This window comes from Mycobacterium terramassiliense, assembly GCF_900157385.1.
In the GTDB taxonomy this organism is placed as follows: Bacteria; Actinomycetota; Actinomycetes; order Mycobacteriales; family Mycobacteriaceae; genus Mycobacterium; species Mycobacterium terramassiliense.
Genome location: NZ_LT717701.1, coordinates 1,455,607 through 1,474,148 on the forward strand (window position 1 = coordinate 1,455,607; position 18,542 = coordinate 1,474,148).

Below are 18,542 nucleotides of genomic sequence, written 5' to 3' on the forward strand. Positions count from 1 at the left end.
ACACCATCCGCGCGTTGGGCGGTGGGGTTAAGTTTGATGCCAGTGGCCGTAAAAGCATCACGGGAATTTGTCGTAGACGCGCCGCCAGAAATGGTCATGGAGGCGCTGACAGATGTCGGCGTCCTGTCGTCGTGGTCGCCGCTGCACAAACACATCGAGGTGATCGACCGTTATCCCGACGGCCGGCCCCACCACGTCAAGACCAAGATCAAGATCTTCGGGATCGTCGACAAAGAGATCCTGGAGTATCACTGGGGCCCCGACTGGGTGGTCTACGACGTCAAAGGGACCGCCCAGCAGCATGGCCAGCACATCGAGTACAACCTCAAGCCCGAGGGACTCGACAAGACGCGTGTGCGTTTCGACATCACCGTCGAACCGGCCGGGCCCATTCCGGCGTTCGTCGTCAAGCGGGCCACCGAAAAGGTTCTGGACGCCTCGGTGAAGGGACTGAGCGACCTGGTCACGGGTGGCGGAGCCCCGGATCAGCCGACCCAGCCGTAGCAGTGGCCGTCCAAGCATCGTCGGAAATCGTCATTGACGCGCCCCCGGGCGCCATCATGGACGCGCTCGCCGACATGGACACCGTGCCGTCGTGGTCGGCGGTGCACAAGAAGGTCGAAGTGATCGACAGTTATCCCGACGGGCGGCCCCGCCACGTCAAGGTCACGATCAGGGTGATGGGCATTTTCGACACCCAACTCCTGGAGTACCACTGGGGGCCGGACTGGATGGTGTGGGACGCCGAAAAGACCATCCACCAACACGGTCAGCACGGGGAGTACAACCTGACCCGCGTGAGCGACGACAAGACGCGCGTGCGGTTCGGCATCACCGTCGAGCCTTCGGCGCCACTGCCGGAGTTCGTGATCAACCGGGCCCGCAAGAAGATCCTGCATGCCGCGTTGGAGGGGCTGCGCAAGCGGGTGATGGAGGGCTAGCTAACGGGCTCGCTCCGCAGCGCGGCCAGTCGCCCGATCGCCTCGTCGAGAGTGTCGTCACGTTTGCAGAAGGTGAAGCGCACCAGGTGATTCCACACGTCCGCGTGCGGTGCCGCCGGGTCGCAAAACGCCGACATCGGGATGGCCGCCACGCCCACCTTTTCCGGTAGGGCCGCGCAGAACGCGGTGCTGTCGTCGTACCCGAGCGGGCGCGGGTCGGCGCACAGGAAGTAGGTGCCGTCGCTGTCGTGCACCGCAAAGCCGATATCGGTCAGCCCGGCGGCGAGCCGATCCCGCCTGGCCTGCAACGAGCGGCGCAGCCCGGCCACCCAGGCGTCCTCGGTGTCGAGCGCCAGGGCCACCGCGGGCTGGAACGGCGCGCCGCCGACGTAGCTCAGGTACTGTTTGGCCGCGCGCACTCCGGCGATCAGTTGCGCTGGCCCGCAAGCCCATCCGATCTTCCACCCGGTGCAGTTGAACATCTTGGCGGCGCTGGAAATGGTGATCGTGCGTTCGGCCATGCCGTCGAAGCCGGCCAGTGGCAGATGCTTCCTGCCGTTCGGACCGTCAAACACCAGGTGCTCGTACACCTCGTCGGTGATCACCAATAGGTCGGCCGTCACCGCGATCTCCGCGATGGCCGCCAGATCCGCGGCGCTCAACACCGTGCCGGTCGGATTGTGCGGCGAGTTGACGATCAGCGCGCGCGTCCGCGGCGTCACCGCGCGCCGCAGGGCGTCGGCGTCCAGGGCGAAGCCGCGCCCCTCGGGGACCAGCGGCACCGCGACCCGATGCGCGCAGGCCATCGCCACCACCGGAGAGTAGGAGTCGTAGAACGGTTCGATCAGGATCACTTCCGAGCCCGGCTCGACCAGCCCGATCACCGCCGCGGCGATGGCCTCGGTGGCGCCGACCGTCACCAACACCTCGCTGTCGGGGTCGTACTCCGCACCGAAATGCCTCCGGCGGTGCGCGGCGATGGCCTGGCGCAGCGGCGCGATGCCGATCCCGGGCGGGTACTGGTTGGCGCCCGCGGCGATCGCGTCCTGCGCGGCCTTGAGTAACGAAGGGGGTCCGTCCTCGTCGGGAAAACCCTGGCCGAGGTTCACCGCGCCGATCCGCGCGGCCAGCGCCGACATCTCCGCGAACACCGTCGTCGCGTATGGCCGCAGCCGCGACACCGTCATGGGGATCGAGCTTAAGGCCGCCACCCGGCCCGGGTGTGTAGCTGGCCGCACATTCGCCGCCGAGGGTGCGGCCGGCCGCACGTTCGGGCGTCTGACCTGCGCAGTCCGCCCAACCAACAGGTTGGCCGGGGACCCTGTTAGGGTGCTCGTATACGGATCCGAACCCCCATTTGTGAAGAGGAAGCCGACATGTCCGAAGAAGCCTTCGTCTACGAGGCCATCCGCACGCCGCGCGGCAAGCAGAAGAACGGCGCACTGAACGAGGTCAAGCCCCTGAGCCTGGTCGTCGGGCTGATCGAGGAGCTGCGCAAGCGCAATCCCGACCTCGACGAGAACCTGATCAGCGACGTCATCCTGGGCTGCGTGTCGCCGGTCGGCGACCAGGGCGGCGACATCGCACGCACCGCGGTGATCGCGTCCGGCATGCCCGACACCGTCGGCGGTGTGCAGCTCAACCGGTTCTGCGCCTCCGGGCTGGAAGCCGTCAATACCGCCGCCCAGAAGGTCCGCTCCGGCTGGGACGACATGGTGCTCGCCGGCGGCGTCGAGTCGATGAGCCGCGTACCGATGGGCTCCGACGGCGGCGCGATGATGGCCGACCCCGCCACCTCTTACGACGCGTACATCGTCCCGCAGGGCATCGGCGCGGACCTGATCGCCACCATCGAGGGCTTCTCCCGCGACGACGTGGACGCCTACGCGCTGCGTTCGCAGGAGCTCGCGGCCGCGGCGTGGTCGGGCGGCTACTTCGCCAAGTCGGTGGTTCCGGTCCGTGACCAGAACGGCCTGCTGATCCTCGACCACGACGAGCACATGCGCCCCGGCACCACGATGGAGGGCCTGGCCAAGCTGAAGCCCGCCTTCGAGGGACTGGCCGCGATGGCCGGCTTCGACGACGTGGCGCTGCAGAAGTACCACTGGGTCGAGAAGATCAACCACGTCCACACCGGCGGCAACAGCTCCGGCATCGTCGATGGTGCCGCGCTGGTCATGATCGGCTCGGAGGCCGCCGGCAAGTCGCAGGGCCTGACGCCCCGCGCCCGCATCGTCGCGACGGCCACCACCGGCTCCGACCCCACGATCATGCTGACCGGCCCGACGCCGGCCACCCAGAAGGCGCTCGACCGGGCCGGCCTGACCGTCGACGACATCGACCTGTTCGAGCTGAACGAGGCGTTCGCGTCGGTCGTCCTGAAGTTCCAGAAGGACCTGCACATCCCCGACGAGAAGCTCAACGTCAACGGCGGAGCCATCGCGATGGGTCACCCGCTGGGCGCCACCGGCGCGATGATCCTGGGCACCATGGTCGACGAGCTGGAGCGCCGCAACGCCCGTCGTGCGCTGATCACGTTGTGCATCGGTGGCGGCATGGGCGTCGCGACGATCATTGAGAGGGTTTAAGCGCATGGCGGAGAACACCATTCAGTGGGACACGGACGCCGACGGCATCGTCACCTTGACCCTGGACGACCCGACCGGGTCGGCCAACGTGATGAACGAGCACTACAAGGAGTCCATGCACAAGGCCGTAGAAAAGTTGGCACGCCTTGTCGCAGAGGACCCGGCATCGATCACCGGCGTGGTGATCACCAGCGCTAAGAAGACCTTCTTCGCCGGTGGTGATCTGAAGAGCATGATCACCGCGGGTCCGGAGAACGCCGGCGAGGTCTTCGCCGAGGTCGAGGACATCAAGCGCGACCTGCGCGCGCTGGAGACCCTGGGCAAGCCGGTGGTGGCCGCCATCAACGGCGCGGCGCTGGGCGGCGGGCTGGAGATCGCGCTGGCCTGCCACCATCGCATCGTCGCCGACGTCAAGGGTGTCCAGATCGGGCTGCCCGAGGTCACGCTGGGTCTGCTGCCCGGTGGCGGCGGTGTCACCCGCACCGTGCGGATGCTGGGCATCCAGAATGCGTTCGTCAACGTGCTGAGCCAGGGCACCCGCTTCAAGCCGGCCGCGGCCAAGGACAACGGCCTGGTCGACGAAATCGTCGGCAGCGTCGAGGAACTGGTTCCCGCCGCCAAAGCGTGGATCAAGGCCAACCCCGAGGCGCACACCCAGCCGTGGGACGTCAAGGGGTACAAGATCCCCGGCGGTACCCCCAGCAGCCCGGCGCTGGCGGCGATCCTGCCGTCGTTCCCGTCGCTGCTGCGCAAGCAGCTCAAGGGCGCGCCGATGCCGGCGCCGCGGGCCATCCTGGCCGCGGCCGTCGAGGGCACGCAGGTGGACTTCGATACCGCCACCCGCATCGAGAGCCGCTACTTCACCCAACTGGTCACCGGCCAGGTCGCCAAGAACATGATTCAAGCGTTCTTCTTCGACCTGCAGACCATCAACGGCGGCGGCTCGCGCCCCGACGGCATCGGCAAGACCCCGATCACCAAGATCGGCGTGTTGGGTGCCGGCATGATGGGCGCCGGCATCGCCTACGTCTCGGCCAAGGCCGGCTTTGACGTGGTGCTCAAGGACGTCAGCATCGAGGCCGCGCAGAAGGGCAAGGGCTACTCGGAGAAGCTGGAGGCCAAGGCGCTCGAGCGGGGCAAGACGACCAAGGAGCGCTCCGACGCGCTCCTTGCCCGCATCACGCCGACGGCCGACGCGTCGGACTTCGCCGGTGTCGACTTCGTGATCGAGGCGGTGTTCGAGAGCCAGGACCTCAAGCACAAGGTGTTCCAGGAGATCGAGGACATCGTGGAGCCCAACGCCGTGCTGGGATCCAACACCTCGACGCTGCCGATCACCGGCCTGGCGACCGGCGTCAAGCGCCAGGAGGACTTCATCGGGATCCACTTCTTCTCGCCGGTGGACAAGATGCCACTGGTCGAGATCATCAAGGGCGAGAAGACATCCGACGAGGCGCTGGCCCGCGTGTTCGACTACACGCTGGCCATCGGCAAGACGCCGATCGTCGTCAACGACAGTCGCGGCTTCTTCACCTCCCGCGTGATCGGCACCTTCGTCAACGAGGCGCTGGCGATGTTGGGTGAGGGCGTCGAACCGGCCAGCATCGAGCACGCCGGTTCGCAGGCCGGGTATCCGGCGCCGCCGCTGCAGCTGTCCGACGAGCTCAACCTGGAGCTGATGCACAAGATCGCGGTCGCCACCCGCAAGGGCGTCGAGGACGCCGGCGGCACCTACGAGCCGCACCCGGCGGAAGCCGTCGTCGAGAAGATGATCGAAATCGGCCGGTCCGGGCGGCTCAAGGGCGCGGGCTTCTATGAGTACGTCGACGGCAAGCGGACCGCCCTGTGGCCGGGCCTGCGGGAGACGTTCAAGTCGGGCTCGTCGGAGCCGCCGCTGCAGGACATGATCGACCGGATGCTGTTCGCCGAGGCGCTGGAGACGCAGAAGTGCCTCGACGAGGGCGTGCTGACGTCGACCGCCGACGCCAACATCGGGTCCATCATGGGCATCGGCTTCCCGCCGTGGACCGGTGGGAGCGCGCAGTTCATCGTCGGCTACTCCGGCCCGGCCGGCACCGGCAAGGAGGCGTTCGTCGCGCGGGCCCGCGAGTTGGCCGCCAAGTACGGCGAGCGCTTCAACCCGCCGGACTCGCTGACGAGCTGAGCGCGTCGTCGCGTCGCGTCGCGTCGCTTCGCTTCGCGTCGCTTCGCTTCGCGTCGCTTCGCGTCGCTTCGAGACATAACTGGTTGCGACGCCTTACGGCGTGTCGTCGCAACCAGTTATGTGTCGCGACCCGGACCGGCTCATCTCATCGCCGCGGCGATGCGGCGCCACTGCTCGCGCGGGAATTCCGTCGGGTCGGCCGTCAGGACCTGGACGCAGACATGGTCGGCGCCGGCTGCGCGATGTTCGGCGACCCTGCGCATGACGGCCTCTTCGTCGCCCCACGCGATGATCGCGTCGAGGAGCCGATCGCTGACCCGTGCCAGGTCGTCTTCGGAGAACCCGCTGCGCAACAGGTTGTTGGCGTAGTTGGGCAGCGCCAGATACGCCCGCAGCCAGTCGGCTCCGATGCGGCGCGCCTCGTCGGCGCCGTCGCACAGGATCACGGTCTGCTCCGGCAGCAGCAGCGGGCCGTCGCCCAAAACCGAACGGGCAGTAGCGGTGTGGTCCGGGGTGACCAGGTAGGGATGGGCGCCGCGGGCGCGCGTGGCCGACAGGGCCAGCATCTTCGGGCCCAGCGCGGCGAGGACCCGCGCGTCGGCGGGCACCGGTCGCGGCGCCGCGTCCAACCCGTCCAGGAACGACGCCGTCGCCGCCAGCGGCTTGCGGTACCTCCCTGGCTGGCCGGCGTCGATCAGCGGCGCGTGGCTGACTCCGATGCCCAGCAGGAAGCGGTCGCCGTGCTCGGCGGTCAGGGCGTCATAGGAGGCGGCGACGTCGTCGGGCGAGTGCATCCACAGGTTGAGGATCCCCGTGGCGATCATGGTCCGTCGCGTCGCGCCGAGCAGGCGGCCGACCGCGTCGAACACCGGTCCGCCCACGTCGGGAATCCACAGCGCGGTGAAGCCCAGCTCGTCCAATTCCGCTGCCGCATCGGCGCTTTCGGATGGGTCGCCGTAGCGCAGCTGGCTGCTCCAGATTCCGACACCGGCAAGGTCCATCGGCGATCCTTCCTTCGTGTCAAACCTCGTCGTAGTCGGGCACCGGCATCGAGTCGTACATCCGCACGCCCTTGGTGTTGAGCTTGGCCAGCGCCCTGGAGAGCGAGCCCGGCATCAACGAGACTAGCTGCAGCCCGCGGGTCAACGCCCAAACTCCCGCCCGGGAGCCCGGGATGATGGTCCGGGCGGCACCGCGCGCGAAGGCCCGGCTGAGGTGCACGGGCTCGCGCATCTGCAGCTCGTAGGCGGCGAAGGCGCGCAGGTGATCCCCGTCCGCCCGGGCCAGCTCACCCGCCAGCACGTAGGCGCCGAGGACCGCCAGGCTGGTGCTGCCGCCGACCGCGGGACCGGGGCAGTAGCCGGCGTCACCGACGAGGGTGACCCGCCGGCGCGACCAGATGTTCATGCTGAGTTGGCTGATCGCGTCGAAGTAGAAGGCCGGCGTCCGGTCGATTTCCTCCAGCCAGCGGTCCACCCGGGGATCCATGCCCGTGTATGCGTCGCGCAGTATCTCCTTTTGCCGCAACGAGTCTCGGTGATGGTAGTCCAGCTCGGTTTTGCGGCGGAACATGAACACCACGCGGGCGTCGTCCAGGTGTTCCGCGGTGTAGATCGCCGCGAGTCGGCCGACGCCGATGTGGCCGACCATCTCTTTGGGTGTGGCCAGCGACTTAGGCGCCGATACCACCGCCAGGTAGCCGCCGAGGAATCGGGTCAGGCTGTCCTCCTCGCCGAAGGTCAGCCGCCGGACATTGGAATGCAGGCCGTCGGCGCCGACGATGACGTCGAATCTGCGGGCCGGGGAGCGCTCGAACGTCACGTCGCCGTCGTGGTCGATGGCCGTGATGGAGTCGCCGAAGAGGTACTCCACGTCGTCACGGGCGGCGTCATAGTAGATCTCGCTGAGATCGTCGCGCATGATCTCCACGTGGCGGTCGGATGCGACGCCAATGAGCTTGGTGAGGTCGACCTCGGTGGCTCGCGGCCGGCCTTCCCGATACATGGTCATGCGATCGGTTCCGGTGGCGAGCGCCTCGATGCGCGGCAGGACGCCCATCTGCGCGGAGATCTCCATCGCGGGACGGAACAAGTCGACGGCGTGGCCGCCGGTCTTGCGCAGCGTGGGTGCGCGCTCGACCACCGTGACGTCGAAACCATGCCTGGCCAGCCAGTACGCCAGCACCGGCCCGGCGATGCTGGCACCGGAGATCAGAACTCGCACGGCGACCTCCTCGCACTTACTTAACGTTCGGTAAGCCTAACACGGGGTTTACCTATCGGTAAGTCAGTTAAGCTCGTGGGGTGAGCAAGCCCCGGTCCGGCACACGAGAGCGTATCCAAGAGGTCGCCCGGGAGTTGTTCGTGCAGCGGGGTGTGCAGCGCACCAGCCTGCAGGACATCGCGGACAAACTGGGGATCACCAAACCCGCGTTGTACTACCACTTCCCGTCACGCGAAGACCTGGTGCGCAGCATCCTGGTGCCGTTGATCGACGAGGGTGAGCGCTTCGTCGATGACCAGGAACGCCGCGGCCAACCCGACGCCCGTACGTTGCTCGAGGGTTATTTCGATTTCCACTACCGACACCGCCAGGACTTGGTCCTGGTGCTGGCGGAATTGACGATGCTGGCCGACCTTGGCCTCATCGACAAGGTGCTGGCATGGCGTGACCGGCTCGGGAAGCTGGTGTTCGGTCCGCGGCCAACGCTCGAGCAGTCAACGCGCGCGGTGGTGGCGTTCGGCGGCCTGCAGGACTGCTGCCTACAGTTTCCCGACGCCCCATACGCAGTCTTGCGCGAGACCTCGGTTCAGGCGGCGCTCGACGCGCTGGGCGTGTGACGTCGGGTTACGACGTTCCTGCCCCGCTCGCGGTGCTCTGGTCCTGGGCGTTCTGGGTGAAGATGTCGCCGGACGTCTGGCCGTTGTCGTTGACGAAATTGGTGTCGTCAGTGGCGAACGGCGCAGTGACCGAGGGGCCGGACGCGACAGCCGTTGCGGTGCCGGTCGGCTGCGCGGCGCCGAACAACGCGAGTGTCGCGGCGGCCGCGGCGCCGGCGAAGATCAGTTGCGCCGCGCGGATTCGCCGACGCCGGGATGGATTGATTTGGAGCCCGAGTTTTGTCATGCATTCTGTTTAGGGCTCGGCGGTCAGCGGAGGCTGGGCGCCACCTATCGATCCGGTGTGAGTTCTTCCGGTCCCGGCGGCACCACAGCCGTGGCCGACGGATGCGCGGATCTCGCTTCGCGTGATGCCACCGGATCATCGGGCAGGATGCGCGGTAGGCCGAAACTCGCCAGCACCGCAACGTCAAACCGGATCACTTCACTGATGAGGTCACCGGCGACGGTCAGCACGATGATTCCCACCGGGCGCCACGCGCCGGCGGTCGTATCGGCGACGTACGCGGCGAATGCAGGCTGACGATTGGCGCGGGTGTGGATCACGCGCAGCTTTCGTCCCGGCGGTGGGGTGATCGCTGCGAAGAACCGTCCGGCCGCGGCTCGGCCCTGGTATTCGAACGGCATCGGCGGCATTTTGACCCATGCGTCCTCGCTGAGCATCGCCACGATCCCGGGCACGTCGTGCGCGGTGAATGCCTCGACGAATCGTTGGACTATGCGCTGTTCCTCGGCCGAGCCGGCAGCCGGTGCGGTGCCGCGCTGCCGGTCGAGTTTCGCGTTGGCCCGCAACGTCGCACGGGCTCGTTTCAGCGCGCTGGTAACGGAATCCTCGGTGGTATCGAGGATGTACGCCGCCTCACTGGCCCGATAGCCGAGGACGTCGCGCAGGATCAGCACAGCGCGCTGCAGGGGCGGTAGCAGCTGGAGCGCGGTGATGAACGCCAGCGAGATCGCTTCACGCGTCGCGGCCACGGCGTCGGGGCCCGGCGCGTCGTCGGGGAGTTCGTCAAGCAAAACGTCAGGATAGGGCTGCAGCCAGGTCACTTCGCTGATTCGTGAAGGCTCCGGGGGTTCCACGCCCGCGACGGTCCTCACCGCAACCGGCCGGCGGGCGCCCGCACGCAGCGCGTCGAGGCTACGGTTCGTCGCCACCCGGTATAACCAGGTGCGCAAAGCCGCGCGCCCCTCGAAACCCCCGAGCCCTTGCCATGCGGACAGCAAGGTTTCTTGAACCGCGTCCTCGGCGTCTTGAATAGAACCGAGGATCCGGTAGCAGTGGACGTGCAGTTCACGACGGTACGGGGCGACGAGCGATTCGAATGCCGCGGCGTCACCAGTTCGCGCACGGGCCAGCAGACCCGCCGCCACATCCTCACCATCGCAATCACTCTCGTACCGATCCATTCCCTGCCCTCCGCAGTCCAACATCACCTCGAAGGTAAGACGGCGCGGGGCGCCCGAACTGGGCGGTGCGGCACCGCCCAGTTTTGGGCAGTCGCACCGACTACACAAACGACCGCAAGAGCGACGAAGGAAGGGATCGATCGATGGCCGAGTTCATCTTCACGTATCGGATGCCGCGGGACTACGCGATTGGCGATGCCGACACCATGCGCGCGTGGCAGGCGTGGTTCGCCGGGATCGGTGACGAGCTGATCGACATGGGCAAACCCGCCCGGGCCGCCGAGACGGTCGGAAGCTGCGGCGAGGGAACCTGGCTGGGCGGCTTCTCGATTATCCGCGCCGACAGCGCCGAGCAGGCCCGAGAAATCGCCGAACGGTGCCCCGGGCTGGCGTCCGGCGGCGGGGTCGAAGTCGGCTCGCTCGTAGAGATTCCCTGACACGAGAGAGGGGCACGTCCTTCATGTACGAAATCAGGCACCGGATCGGAATTCGCGCGCCGATGCGCGAGGTGCTCTCGGCCGTCAGCACACCTGAAGGCATCAGCAGATGGTGGAGCCGTGACGTCCGCGGCATTGCCGCCGACCAGTTCGCGGTTTACTTCGGCGGGCCCAAGCCATCGGGAGTGATGCGGGTGGACTGTGACTCACACGCATGCACTTGGACGTGCCTAAAGGGGCCGGCGGAATGGGCGGACACGACCATCGTGTTCGACCTCCGCCGCGACGGCGACGAGACCGTCGTCGTTTTCACGCACGCCGGATGGCGTGAACCCGTGGAGTTCATGCACCACTGCAGCACGAGGTGGGGCCAGTTTCTCCTCAGCCTGAAATCGACCCTGGAAGGCGGGCCGTCAACGCGCTGGCCCGACGACGTGGCGGTCAGTTCGTGGCGCTGAACGGAAGCCTTGCAGTTTCGGCTCACATTGTCGCCGAGCCGCGTCTGACCGCCCGGCTCCTCCTCGCGGCGCTTCACGCCCCGGATCGTCGCCGGGCTAAAGTCCCTTGCTATGCGCTTTGGTCTCTTCATTCCGCAGGGCTGGCGAATGGATCTGGTCGGCATCGAAACCGACAAACACTGGGCGGTGATGCGCGACTTGGCCTCCTACGCCGACGACAGCGCATGGGACTCGCTGTGGGTCTACGACCACTTCCACACCGTCCCGATGCCGACGGGCGAAGCCACCCACGAGGCGTGGTCACTGATGGCGGCGTACGCGGCGACCACGTCGAGGATCAAACTCGGCCAGATGTGCACGGCGATGAGCTACCGCAATCCGGTGTATCTGGCCAAGGTCGCCGCGACCGCCGACATCATCTCCGGCGGCCGGATCCAGATGGGCATCGGCGGCGGCTGGTACGAACACGAGTGGCGCGCTTACGGTTACGGCTTCCCCTCGGCCAAGGTGCGGTTGGGGCGGCTGGACGAAGGCGTACAGATCATGCGCGACGCCTGGCGCGACGGCAAAGTCAGTTTCAACGGCGAGCACTACCAGGTCGACGGCGCGATCGTCGCGCCGAAGCCGTTGCAGGACAACGGCATCCCGATGTGGATCGCAGGCGGCGGCGAGAAGGTGACCTTGCGCATCGCCGCGAAATACGCGCAGTACACCAATTTCACGCCCGAGCCCGAGGCGTTCGCGCACAAGTCGGAGGTGCTGGCCCGGCATTGCCGCGAGGTGGGCACCGACTTCGACGCGATCGTGCGTTCGGCGAACGTCACCGCCCTGCTCGGTACGTCGGACGACGACGTCAGGGACCGGTTGAAGCGGGTGCGCGACCGCATGGTCGGCTACGTGCCCGAGGCGGTGGCCGACGCGATGATCGCCGGTGGCAGCGGGCCGGATTCGGCCACTGGCACACCGGAACAGGTGATCGAGCGGATCGCGAAGATCCGCGACCTGGGCTGCGAGTACGCGATCTGCTACTTCCCGGATGCCGCCTACGACCGTTCCGGCATCGAGTTGTTCGAGCGGGAAGTCATTCCCGCACTGAGCTAGGAGCGATCGCGAGCGCGGCGGGGCCGGGCGAAGCGGGTCGCGACCAATAGCTAGGAGCGATCGCGAGCGCGGCGGAGCCGGGCGAAGCGGGTCGCGACCAATAGCTAGGAGCGATCGCGAGCGCGGCGGAGCCGGGCGAAGCGGGTCGCGACCAATAGCTAGGAGCGGGTCGCGAGCAGCGGCTAGATGTCGGTGGTGACGTAGCGCGTCTTCACCGGCGGCGCGGCCAGCAGCGGGGGCAACTCGGTCAGTTTGCCCTCGCCGGCCCGGAAGGCGCGATACGCCTCGTCGTGTTCGACGCTCTGCCAGAGTTCGTAGATCAGCCAGTGCGCCTCGTCGTCCTCGTCGACGAGCACGTCGGTCTGAAGGTTGCCCGCGAATGCGCGGGTGTCCTTGAGCGCCCGTCCCATCACTTCGCGCGCCGCCTGCACCGCGTCGGGCTTGAGCCTGAGTTCGAGTGTCACCGTCACCGGCATGGTGGTCTCCTCACGTCGCACGGATCCTCGCCAAGATAGCCCGGTCGGCAAGCGGGCGGGGACCCGCATGGTGAGGAGAATGTGGTTTCCACTTTCCGGAAACCTGTTATACGGTTCAGTGAGCAATATTCTTTTGCCCACCGTGGACGCTCCTGGAGGATCCCCCCGATGCAGAAGGCACTCGCCCCCGAAATCTCCACTTGGCCCGACGAGAACCCGCAGCTCATCGGGAGTCGCTGCGGCAACTGCGGGGCCACGACCTTTCCGGTGCAGCAGTGGTGCCCGCGCTGTAGCGGCGGTGAGATGACGGAGTTGTTGTTGCCGCGCCGCGGAACCCTGGTCGCGTGGACCACCCAGGGATTCCCGCCGGGGGCGCCCTTCGCCGGCCCGACCGGCAACGACTTCGTGCCGTTCGGCGTGGGCCTGGTCCAGCTGGGCGACATCATTCGGGTCGAGGGACGGCTGACCGAAAACGACCCGGCGAAGCTGCAGTTCGGTCAGGAGGTCGAGCTGACCATGGTGCCGCTGACCACCGACGCCGACGGCGCCGAGGTCATGACGTTCGCCTTCCAACCGGTCTAGGAGCCTCAGATGACGAACGACGTGGCGATCATCGGCGTGGGCCTGCATCCCTTCGGCAGGTTCGACAAGACCGCAATGCAGATGGGGGCCGAGGCCATTCAGGCCGCGCTGACCGACGCCGGTGTGGAGTGGAAGGACATCCAGTTCGGCTTCGGCGGCAGCCATGAGGTCTCCAACCCCGACGCGGTGACCCGCCTGGTCGGGCTGACCGGGATCACGTTCACCAATGTGTTCAACGCGTGCGCCACCGCCGCGAGCGCCATTCAGCAGACCGCCGACACCATCCGGCTGGGCAAATACGACATCGGCATCGCCATCGGCTTGGACAAGCACCCGCGCGGGGCGTTCACCGATGACCCCGCCAAGCTGGCGCTGCCGCAGTGGTACGCGCAGAACGGGCAGTTCGTCACCACCAAGTTCTTCGGGATGAAGGCCAACAAGTACCTCCACGACCACAACATCTCCCAGGCCACGCTGGCCAAGGTGGCCGCGAAGAACTTCCGCAACGGGGCGCTGAATCCGAACGCGTTCCGCCGCAAGCCGATTCCCGAGGAAGAGATCCTCAACTCGGCCGTGCTCAACTACCCGCTGACCCAGTACATGTTCTGCGCGCCCGACGAGGGCGCCGCCGCGGTGATCATGTGCCGCGCCGACGTGGCGCACAAGTTCACCGACAAGCCGGTCTATGTGCGCGCCTGCGAGATCCGGACCCGGCGCTACGGCGCCTACGAGGTGCACGCCACCTTCGCGCCGCCGGACGAGGACGTCTCGCCGACGGTGTACGCCGCCAAGGCCGCGTACGAGGCGGCGGGCATCGGGCCCGAGGACGTCGACGTCGCCCAGTTGCAGGACACCGACGCCGGCAACGAGGTCATCCACATGGCCGAGACGGGCCTGTGCGCCGACGGCGAGCAGGAGAAGCTGGTGGCCGACGGCGTCACCGAGATCCACGGCTCGATGCCGGTCAATACCGACGGCGGCCTGATCGCCAACGGCGAACCGATCGGCGCCTCGGGCCTGCGGCAGATGCACGAGCTGGTGCGCCAGCTGCGGGGCGAGGCGGGCGAGCGTCAGGTGCCGGGCAACCCGCGCGTCGGCCTGGCGCAGGTGTACGGCGCGCCCGGCACCGCGTCGGCGACGATCCTGTCGCTCTAGTTCCTCCCGCGAGCGGGGGATACCTCCGGCTGCTCGCGCTAAATTGCCGGGCCCAGTAAGTCGTCGGCGTCGCGGATGATGTAGCCGTAGCCCTGCTCGGCCAGGAAGCGCTGCCGGTGTGCGGCGTACTCGGCGTCCAGGCTGTCGCGGGCCACCACGGAATAGAAGACGGCGCCTCCGCCGTCGGCCTTGGGCCGCAGCAGCCGGCCCAGCCGCTGCGCCTCCTCCTGGCGCGAACCGAAGGTACCCGAAACCTGCACTGCCACAGAGGCTTCCGGCAGGTCGATGGAGAAGTTGGCGACCTTGGACACCACCAGCGTCGACACCTCGCCCCGGCGAAACGCGTCGAACAGCGCTTCGCGCTCCTTCGTCCGGGTAGACCCCTGGATCACCGGGGCGTTGAGTTCGGCGCCGAGCTCGTCGAGCTGATCCAGGTAGGCGCCGATCACCAGGGTCTGCTCGCCGGGGTGCTTCTCCAGAATCGACTTGACCACCGCGATCTTGGTGTGCACGGTCGAGCACAACCGGTACCGCTCTTCGGGTTCGGCCGTCGCGTAGGTCATCCGCTCGCTGTCGGTCATGGTGACCCGCACCTCGACGCACTCGGCGGGCGCGATCCAGCCCTGCGCCTCGATGTCCTTCCAGGGCGCGTCGTAGCGCTTCGGGCCGATCAACGAAAAGACGTCACCCTCGCGGCCGTCTTCGCGGATCAACGTGGCCGTCAGGCCCAGCCGCCGCTTGGACTGCAGGTCGGCCGTCATCCGGAACACCGGCGCCGGCAGCAGGTGCACCTCGTCGTAGATGATCAGCCCCCAGTCGCGGCTATCAAAGAGCTCCAGGTGCCGGTATTCACCCTTGGTGCGCCGGGTGATCATCTGGTACGTCGAGATGGTGACCGGACGGATTTCCTTGCGCTCGCCCGAGTATTCGCCGATCTCGTCCTCGGTCAGCGAGGTGCGGGCGACCAGCTCGCGTTTCCATTGCCGCGCCGCGACGATGTTGGTGACCAGGATCAGCGTCGTCGCACCGGCTTTCGCCATCGCGGCCGCGCCCACCAATGTCTTGCCGGCACCACACGGAAGTACCACCACCCCGGAGCCCCCGGCCCAAAACGAGTCCGCTGCCAGCTGCTGGTAATCGCGCAGGTGCCAGCCGTGCTGATCCAGGCTGATGGGATGAGCCTCGCCGTCGACGTAACCCGCGAGATCCTCTGCGGGCCAGCCGATCTTGAGGAGCATCTGCTTGACCCGGCCCCGCTCGCTGTTGTGGACGACGACGGTGTCCTCGTCGATCCGCGCGCCCAGCATCGGCGCGATCTTCTTGTTGCGCAGCACCTCCTCGAGCACCGCGCGATCGAAGCTCACCAGCGTCAGGCCGTGCACCGGGCTTTTGACCAGCTGCAGCCGGCCGTAGCGAGCCATGGTGTCGACGATGTCGACCAGCAAAGGCTGGGGCACCGCGTACCTGGAGAAGCTGACGAGCGCGTCGACGACCTGTTCGGCGTCGTGGCCGGCGGCGCGGGCGTTCCACAGCGCCAGTGGGGTGATGCGGTAGGTGTGCACGTGTTCGGGTGCGCGCTCCAGCTCGGCGAACGGCGCGATGGCCGCGCGCGCCTCGCCCGCCAGCTCGTGGTCCACCTCGAGCAGCACCGTCTTGTCGGACTGCACGATCAATGGTCCGTCGGTCACTCTGCGCCACTCCTCTCCCCCGCAAGCGGGAGGTGCCCCCACATCGCTTTTTGCTCTGCATCGTCGTCGGCGCGCATACCCGCATTATCCTGAATCCCCCGACACCACCGACGTGATGCGGTGGATCGCGAAGTCACGCAACCGCCCCGACGCCGAATCGAAGGCCACCAGCTGCCCGCCTTTTATCGTGATCGGCGACACCACCCGCTGTGTGGCTACGCCGGCGGCGTCGAGGTAACCGATCACCAGCGTGTCCTGGACCTTGGCCGCGCGCTGCAGCAGCGACATGGTGACCGCCGGGTCGACGCGGATGTTCCCGAAGGGTGCGGCGGTCACCTTGCGCAGCACCGAGACGACGGCGTTCAGGGTCTCGCCGCTGGGCCGCGGCGGCGGGCGGTACGGCCTGCGCTGCTGCGGCGTGGGCACCCTGGCCCCGCGCGGCCGGACATCGACGATGGAGCCGGTGGAGTCCTCGGCGGCCGGGGCGAAGCCCTCCTTGCGCAACGCGACGAGCACCTCGGCGATCGGCGCGGGCGACACTGCCACCGTCGGCGCTAGCGCACGCAGCTGCAGCTCATCGGCGGCCGCCACGGCTTGGGCCAGCAACGCCGGGTCCTCGCACCGCACGAACGACGTGGCCATGCCAATGCGCAGCTGGCCATGCCGACGGGCCACGTCGTCGATGAGGTAGGTAAGCCCTTGCGGCACAGGCGTTTTAGAGTGCTTGCCGAAGAGGTCGTGCATCCAGTCGCGGGTCTTGCCGATGTCGAGTGCGTGCCGGATCGACTGCTCGCTGATGCGGTACACCATCGCGGTGCCGGCCGATTCGACGATGGCGACCGCGGCCAGGTCATCGGCGAGGTCGCGTTGCAGCGGCCCGGGCACCACGACGGTCAGATCGGCCTGCACCAGGAAGTGGTCGATCGGGGCCGGCATCGCCCGTGTCATCGCGCGCACCGCGATCTCCGGGTCGGCGCCGTCCTCGAGCAGTGCCCGCCCGGGCGTGCTGATCGCGCCACGGCCCACCAGGCCCAGCGCGTGGCACTCGGCCAGCAAATCGCCGACGGGTTGCGGCTGCAGCCGCCTGGACCAGCGCGGCCGGCGCCAAATCAGCGCCGCCGACGCGGTCACCGCATCGACGCCGGCGCCGCGCGGCAGACCGCAGAGCATGCCCAGCAGTAGTCGGCGATCCAGCGGAGCGGCGGTCGAATACAGCGAATCGGTCAGGGCGCCATAGGGTTTGGCGTCCGGGCCGCGAGTGCCGATCAAAGCCGGCCGGCTCGGCAGGTCGAGCCAGGTGCTGGCCAGCAGGTGCCAGCGCTCGGCGGGGGACATCGCGGTGAACCGCTCGGCGGCCGCCGTGGGCGCCCAGTACGGGCCGTCGCCGGCGGCGGGCTCCGGGTCGGGCATGCCGCTGGCGATCAATCCCGCCGCGGCGGCGATCTCGAGGATCAGTCCCAGCCGCGGTTCCTCGACGCCGGTCGCCTTCGCCAGCCGCTTGACGTCACGGATCCCCAGTCCACCGCTGCGCAGCTCGGAAACCGGTGTGGCGCCCAGGTTTTGCAGCACCACGTCGAGCTCGCGCAACACGTCGATGACGGCGCCGGCGGCGACCGCGTCGACGTCCTCGGGGCTGGTGGTCGACACGACCGGGTCGGGCGCGGTCAGCTGCAGCGGACCGGGATCCTCGCCGCGCAGCACCTGCCCGACGTGGCGAGGCAAGATCACCGTCTCGGCATCGATACGACGCAGCAGGCCCGCCGCCAGCAGCTGCGGCACCGGCCGATCCGGCGGGGCGCCCGGCGCGGCGTCGCGCGTGCGGCCCATCGGCGAACCTTCGAGCAGCTTGTACAGCACGTCGAGCTGCGCCTGGTCGAGCCCGTCGATGAGGGCGGCGATCTCCTCGCCCGTGCGGGAATTGTCCTCGAGGGTCACTTGGCCCGGATGCCACGGCAAAGCGCCGCCGGCGTCGGCGGCCAGCCGGACGGCGGCGTCGCCCCAGACCAGGGCGCGCTGCCTGAGGTCGTCCAGCGCACTGACCACGTCGGCCTCCGCAGCGCGGTCGCCGATGAGGGCCAGCAGCTTGGCGGTCGGCACCGGGGCGGAATCGGCCTGTAGTACCAGCAGCGCGTCGAGCACCGCCAGCCGGAGGAAGTCCAGGTCGTCGGTGGCGGCCTTGACCGATTGGCGCGCCTGGGCACGCGCGGCCAACGCGGCGATGCTGCCGGGCGGAGGCTGCGCGAGGTCTGGCCGGAGTTCCAGCAGTCGGATCAGCCGCTCGTCGGGTAAGTCGGCCAGCCAGGACCCCAGCGGGATATCCGGGGTGTTGTCGGTCATCGCTGACCAGCGTAAAGCAGTCGGCGGGCCCAACGGTCACGCTCACGACGCGGACCGGAGGCCTTGCGCCACGCGCGCGTGCGCGACCTGTCAGAATGGACCGCGTGGCTGACACTGCTGAGGGCAAGGCCCGCAAAACCAACTACGTCGACAACGGCTGGCCGACGACGGACCCGGACGACCACGCCGTGAGCGAACTGGTGAGCGACCGGACGGGTGCCTTGTCACCCTTCGGTGAGCTGGTGTTTCCCCTGCCCGCGACCGACTTGCCCTACGTTCACCCGGTCACGGTCGTCAACCGGTAGGTC

General features: G+C 68.0%; 19 protein-coding genes. 11 read left to right on the plus strand and 8 right to left on the minus strand.

The features are described from left to right. Nucleotides 1-42: 42 nt before the first annotated feature. Nucleotides 43-504, plus strand: a complete 462-nt coding sequence (locus MTAB308_RS21655; RefSeq protein WP_077102024.1) for an SRPBCC family protein — start codon at nucleotides 43-45, stop codon at nucleotides 502-504. A 2-nt stretch (nucleotides 505-506) separates the two neighbouring features. After that, nucleotides 507-941, plus strand: a complete 435-nt coding sequence (locus MTAB308_RS21660; RefSeq protein ID WP_077102026.1) for an SRPBCC family protein — start codon at nucleotides 507-509, stop codon at nucleotides 939-941. Here MTAB308_RS21660 and MTAB308_RS21665 read toward each other — a convergent pair. Next, nucleotides 938-2,128: a pyridoxal phosphate-dependent aminotransferase gene (locus MTAB308_RS21665; protein WP_077102028.1), complete on the minus strand. Its 1,191-nt coding sequence runs from the start codon at nucleotides 2,126-2,128 to the stop codon at nucleotides 938-940. The two genes, MTAB308_RS21660 and MTAB308_RS21665, sit on opposite strands and share 4 nt — an antisense overlap. Nucleotides 2,129-2,317: 189 nt before the next feature. On the opposite strand from MTAB308_RS21665, the gene MTAB308_RS21670 reads away from it, so the two are divergent. After that, the gene (locus MTAB308_RS21670) at nucleotides 2,318-3,529 is read left to right on the plus strand and encodes an acetyl-CoA C-acetyltransferase (protein WP_077102030.1); all 1,212 of its coding nucleotides are present in this window, start codon (nucleotides 2,318-2,320) and stop codon (nucleotides 3,527-3,529) included. 4 nt (nucleotides 3,530-3,533) lie between these two features. Then, nucleotides 3,534-5,693, plus strand: coding sequence for a 3-hydroxyacyl-CoA dehydrogenase NAD-binding domain-containing protein (locus MTAB308_RS21675; protein WP_077102032.1), 2,160 nt, complete (start codon nucleotides 3,534-3,536; stop codon nucleotides 5,691-5,693). A 140-nt stretch (nucleotides 5,694-5,833) separates the two neighbouring features. Here MTAB308_RS21675 and MTAB308_RS21680 read toward each other — a convergent pair whose 3' ends face one another. Together MTAB308_RS21680 and MTAB308_RS21685 are read right to left on the minus strand one after the other, a co-directional pair. Continuing rightward, nucleotides 5,834-6,694, minus strand: coding sequence for an LLM class F420-dependent oxidoreductase (locus MTAB308_RS21680; RefSeq protein ID WP_077102034.1), 861 nt, complete (start codon nucleotides 6,692-6,694; stop codon nucleotides 5,834-5,836). A gap of 19 nt (nucleotides 6,695-6,713) precedes the next feature. Beyond that, complete coding sequence (locus MTAB308_RS21685) at nucleotides 6,714-7,916, minus strand: FAD-dependent monooxygenase (RefSeq protein WP_077102036.1); 1,203 nt, start codon at nucleotides 7,914-7,916, stop codon at nucleotides 6,714-6,716. Nucleotides 7,917-7,996: 80 nt separating this feature from the next. Between MTAB308_RS21685 and MTAB308_RS21690 the strand changes: the two genes are divergently transcribed. Continuing rightward, a complete protein-coding gene (locus MTAB308_RS21690; protein ID WP_077102038.1) occupies nucleotides 7,997-8,533 on the plus strand; it encodes a TetR/AcrR family transcriptional regulator in 537 nt (178 codons plus the stop codon). Between the two features lie 7 nt (nucleotides 8,534-8,540). Here MTAB308_RS21690 and MTAB308_RS21695 read toward each other — a convergent pair whose 3' ends face one another. Further along, complete coding sequence (locus MTAB308_RS21695) at nucleotides 8,541-8,819, minus strand: hypothetical protein (RefSeq protein WP_077102040.1); 279 nt, start codon at nucleotides 8,817-8,819, stop codon at nucleotides 8,541-8,543. A gap of 44 nt (nucleotides 8,820-8,863) precedes the next feature. Beyond that, entirely contained in the window at nucleotides 8,864-10,000 is a 1,137-nt protein-coding gene (locus tag MTAB308_RS21700) for an RNA polymerase subunit sigma-70 (protein ID WP_083746622.1), read from the minus strand. Between the two features lie 143 nt (nucleotides 10,001-10,143). Here MTAB308_RS21700 and MTAB308_RS21705 point away from each other — a divergent pair, with 143 nt between their 5' ends. From MTAB308_RS21705 to MTAB308_RS21715, 3 genes are all read left to right on the plus strand, one after another. Beyond that, nucleotides 10,144-10,437 carry a YciI family protein gene (locus MTAB308_RS21705; protein WP_077102044.1) on the plus strand — a complete coding sequence of 98 codons (294 nt, stop codon included), beginning with the start codon at nucleotides 10,144-10,146 and terminating at the stop codon, nucleotides 10,435-10,437. A gap of 23 nt (nucleotides 10,438-10,460) precedes the next feature. After that, nucleotides 10,461-10,895: an SRPBCC family protein gene (locus tag MTAB308_RS21710; RefSeq protein WP_077102046.1), complete on the plus strand. Its 435-nt coding sequence runs from the start codon at nucleotides 10,461-10,463 to the stop codon at nucleotides 10,893-10,895. A 111-nt stretch (nucleotides 10,896-11,006) separates the two neighbouring features. Then, a complete protein-coding gene (locus MTAB308_RS21715; protein ID WP_077102048.1) occupies nucleotides 11,007-11,996 on the plus strand; it encodes an LLM class F420-dependent oxidoreductase in 990 nt (329 codons plus the stop codon). A gap of 182 nt (nucleotides 11,997-12,178) precedes the next feature. Here MTAB308_RS21715 and MTAB308_RS21725 read toward each other — a convergent pair whose 3' ends face one another. Beyond that, nucleotides 12,179-12,472, minus strand: a complete 294-nt coding sequence (locus tag MTAB308_RS21725; RefSeq protein WP_066971216.1) for a putative quinol monooxygenase — start codon at nucleotides 12,470-12,472, stop codon at nucleotides 12,179-12,181. A 168-nt stretch (nucleotides 12,473-12,640) separates the two neighbouring features. Between MTAB308_RS21725 and MTAB308_RS21730 the strand changes: the two genes are divergently transcribed. Next, nucleotides 12,641-13,054: a Zn-ribbon domain-containing OB-fold protein gene (locus MTAB308_RS21730; RefSeq protein WP_077102050.1), complete on the plus strand. Its 414-nt coding sequence runs from the start codon at nucleotides 12,641-12,643 to the stop codon at nucleotides 13,052-13,054. 9 nt (nucleotides 13,055-13,063) lie between these two features. Continuing rightward, the gene (locus MTAB308_RS21735) at nucleotides 13,064-14,209 is read left to right on the plus strand and encodes a thiolase family protein (RefSeq protein ID WP_077102052.1); all 1,146 of its coding nucleotides are present in this window, start codon (nucleotides 13,064-13,066) and stop codon (nucleotides 14,207-14,209) included. 38 nt (nucleotides 14,210-14,247) lie between these two features. Here MTAB308_RS21735 and MTAB308_RS21740 read toward each other — a convergent pair whose 3' ends face one another. Further along, the gene (locus MTAB308_RS21740; protein WP_077102054.1) at nucleotides 14,248-15,897 is read right to left on the minus strand and encodes a DNA repair helicase XPB; all 1,650 of its coding nucleotides are present in this window, start codon (nucleotides 15,895-15,897) and stop codon (nucleotides 14,248-14,250) included. A gap of 84 nt (nucleotides 15,898-15,981) precedes the next feature. Then, nucleotides 15,982-18,234 carry a helicase-associated domain-containing protein gene (locus MTAB308_RS21745; RefSeq protein WP_077102056.1) on the minus strand — a complete coding sequence of 751 codons (2,253 nt, stop codon included), beginning with the start codon at nucleotides 18,232-18,234 and terminating at the stop codon, nucleotides 15,982-15,984. 104 nt (nucleotides 18,235-18,338) lie between these two features. Here MTAB308_RS21745 and MTAB308_RS21750 point away from each other — a divergent pair, with 104 nt between their 5' ends. Then, nucleotides 18,339-18,539 carry a hypothetical protein gene (locus MTAB308_RS21750; protein WP_173842213.1) on the plus strand — a complete coding sequence of 67 codons (201 nt, stop codon included), beginning with the start codon at nucleotides 18,339-18,341 and terminating at the stop codon, nucleotides 18,537-18,539. Nucleotides 18,540-18,542: the final 3 nt, after the last annotated feature.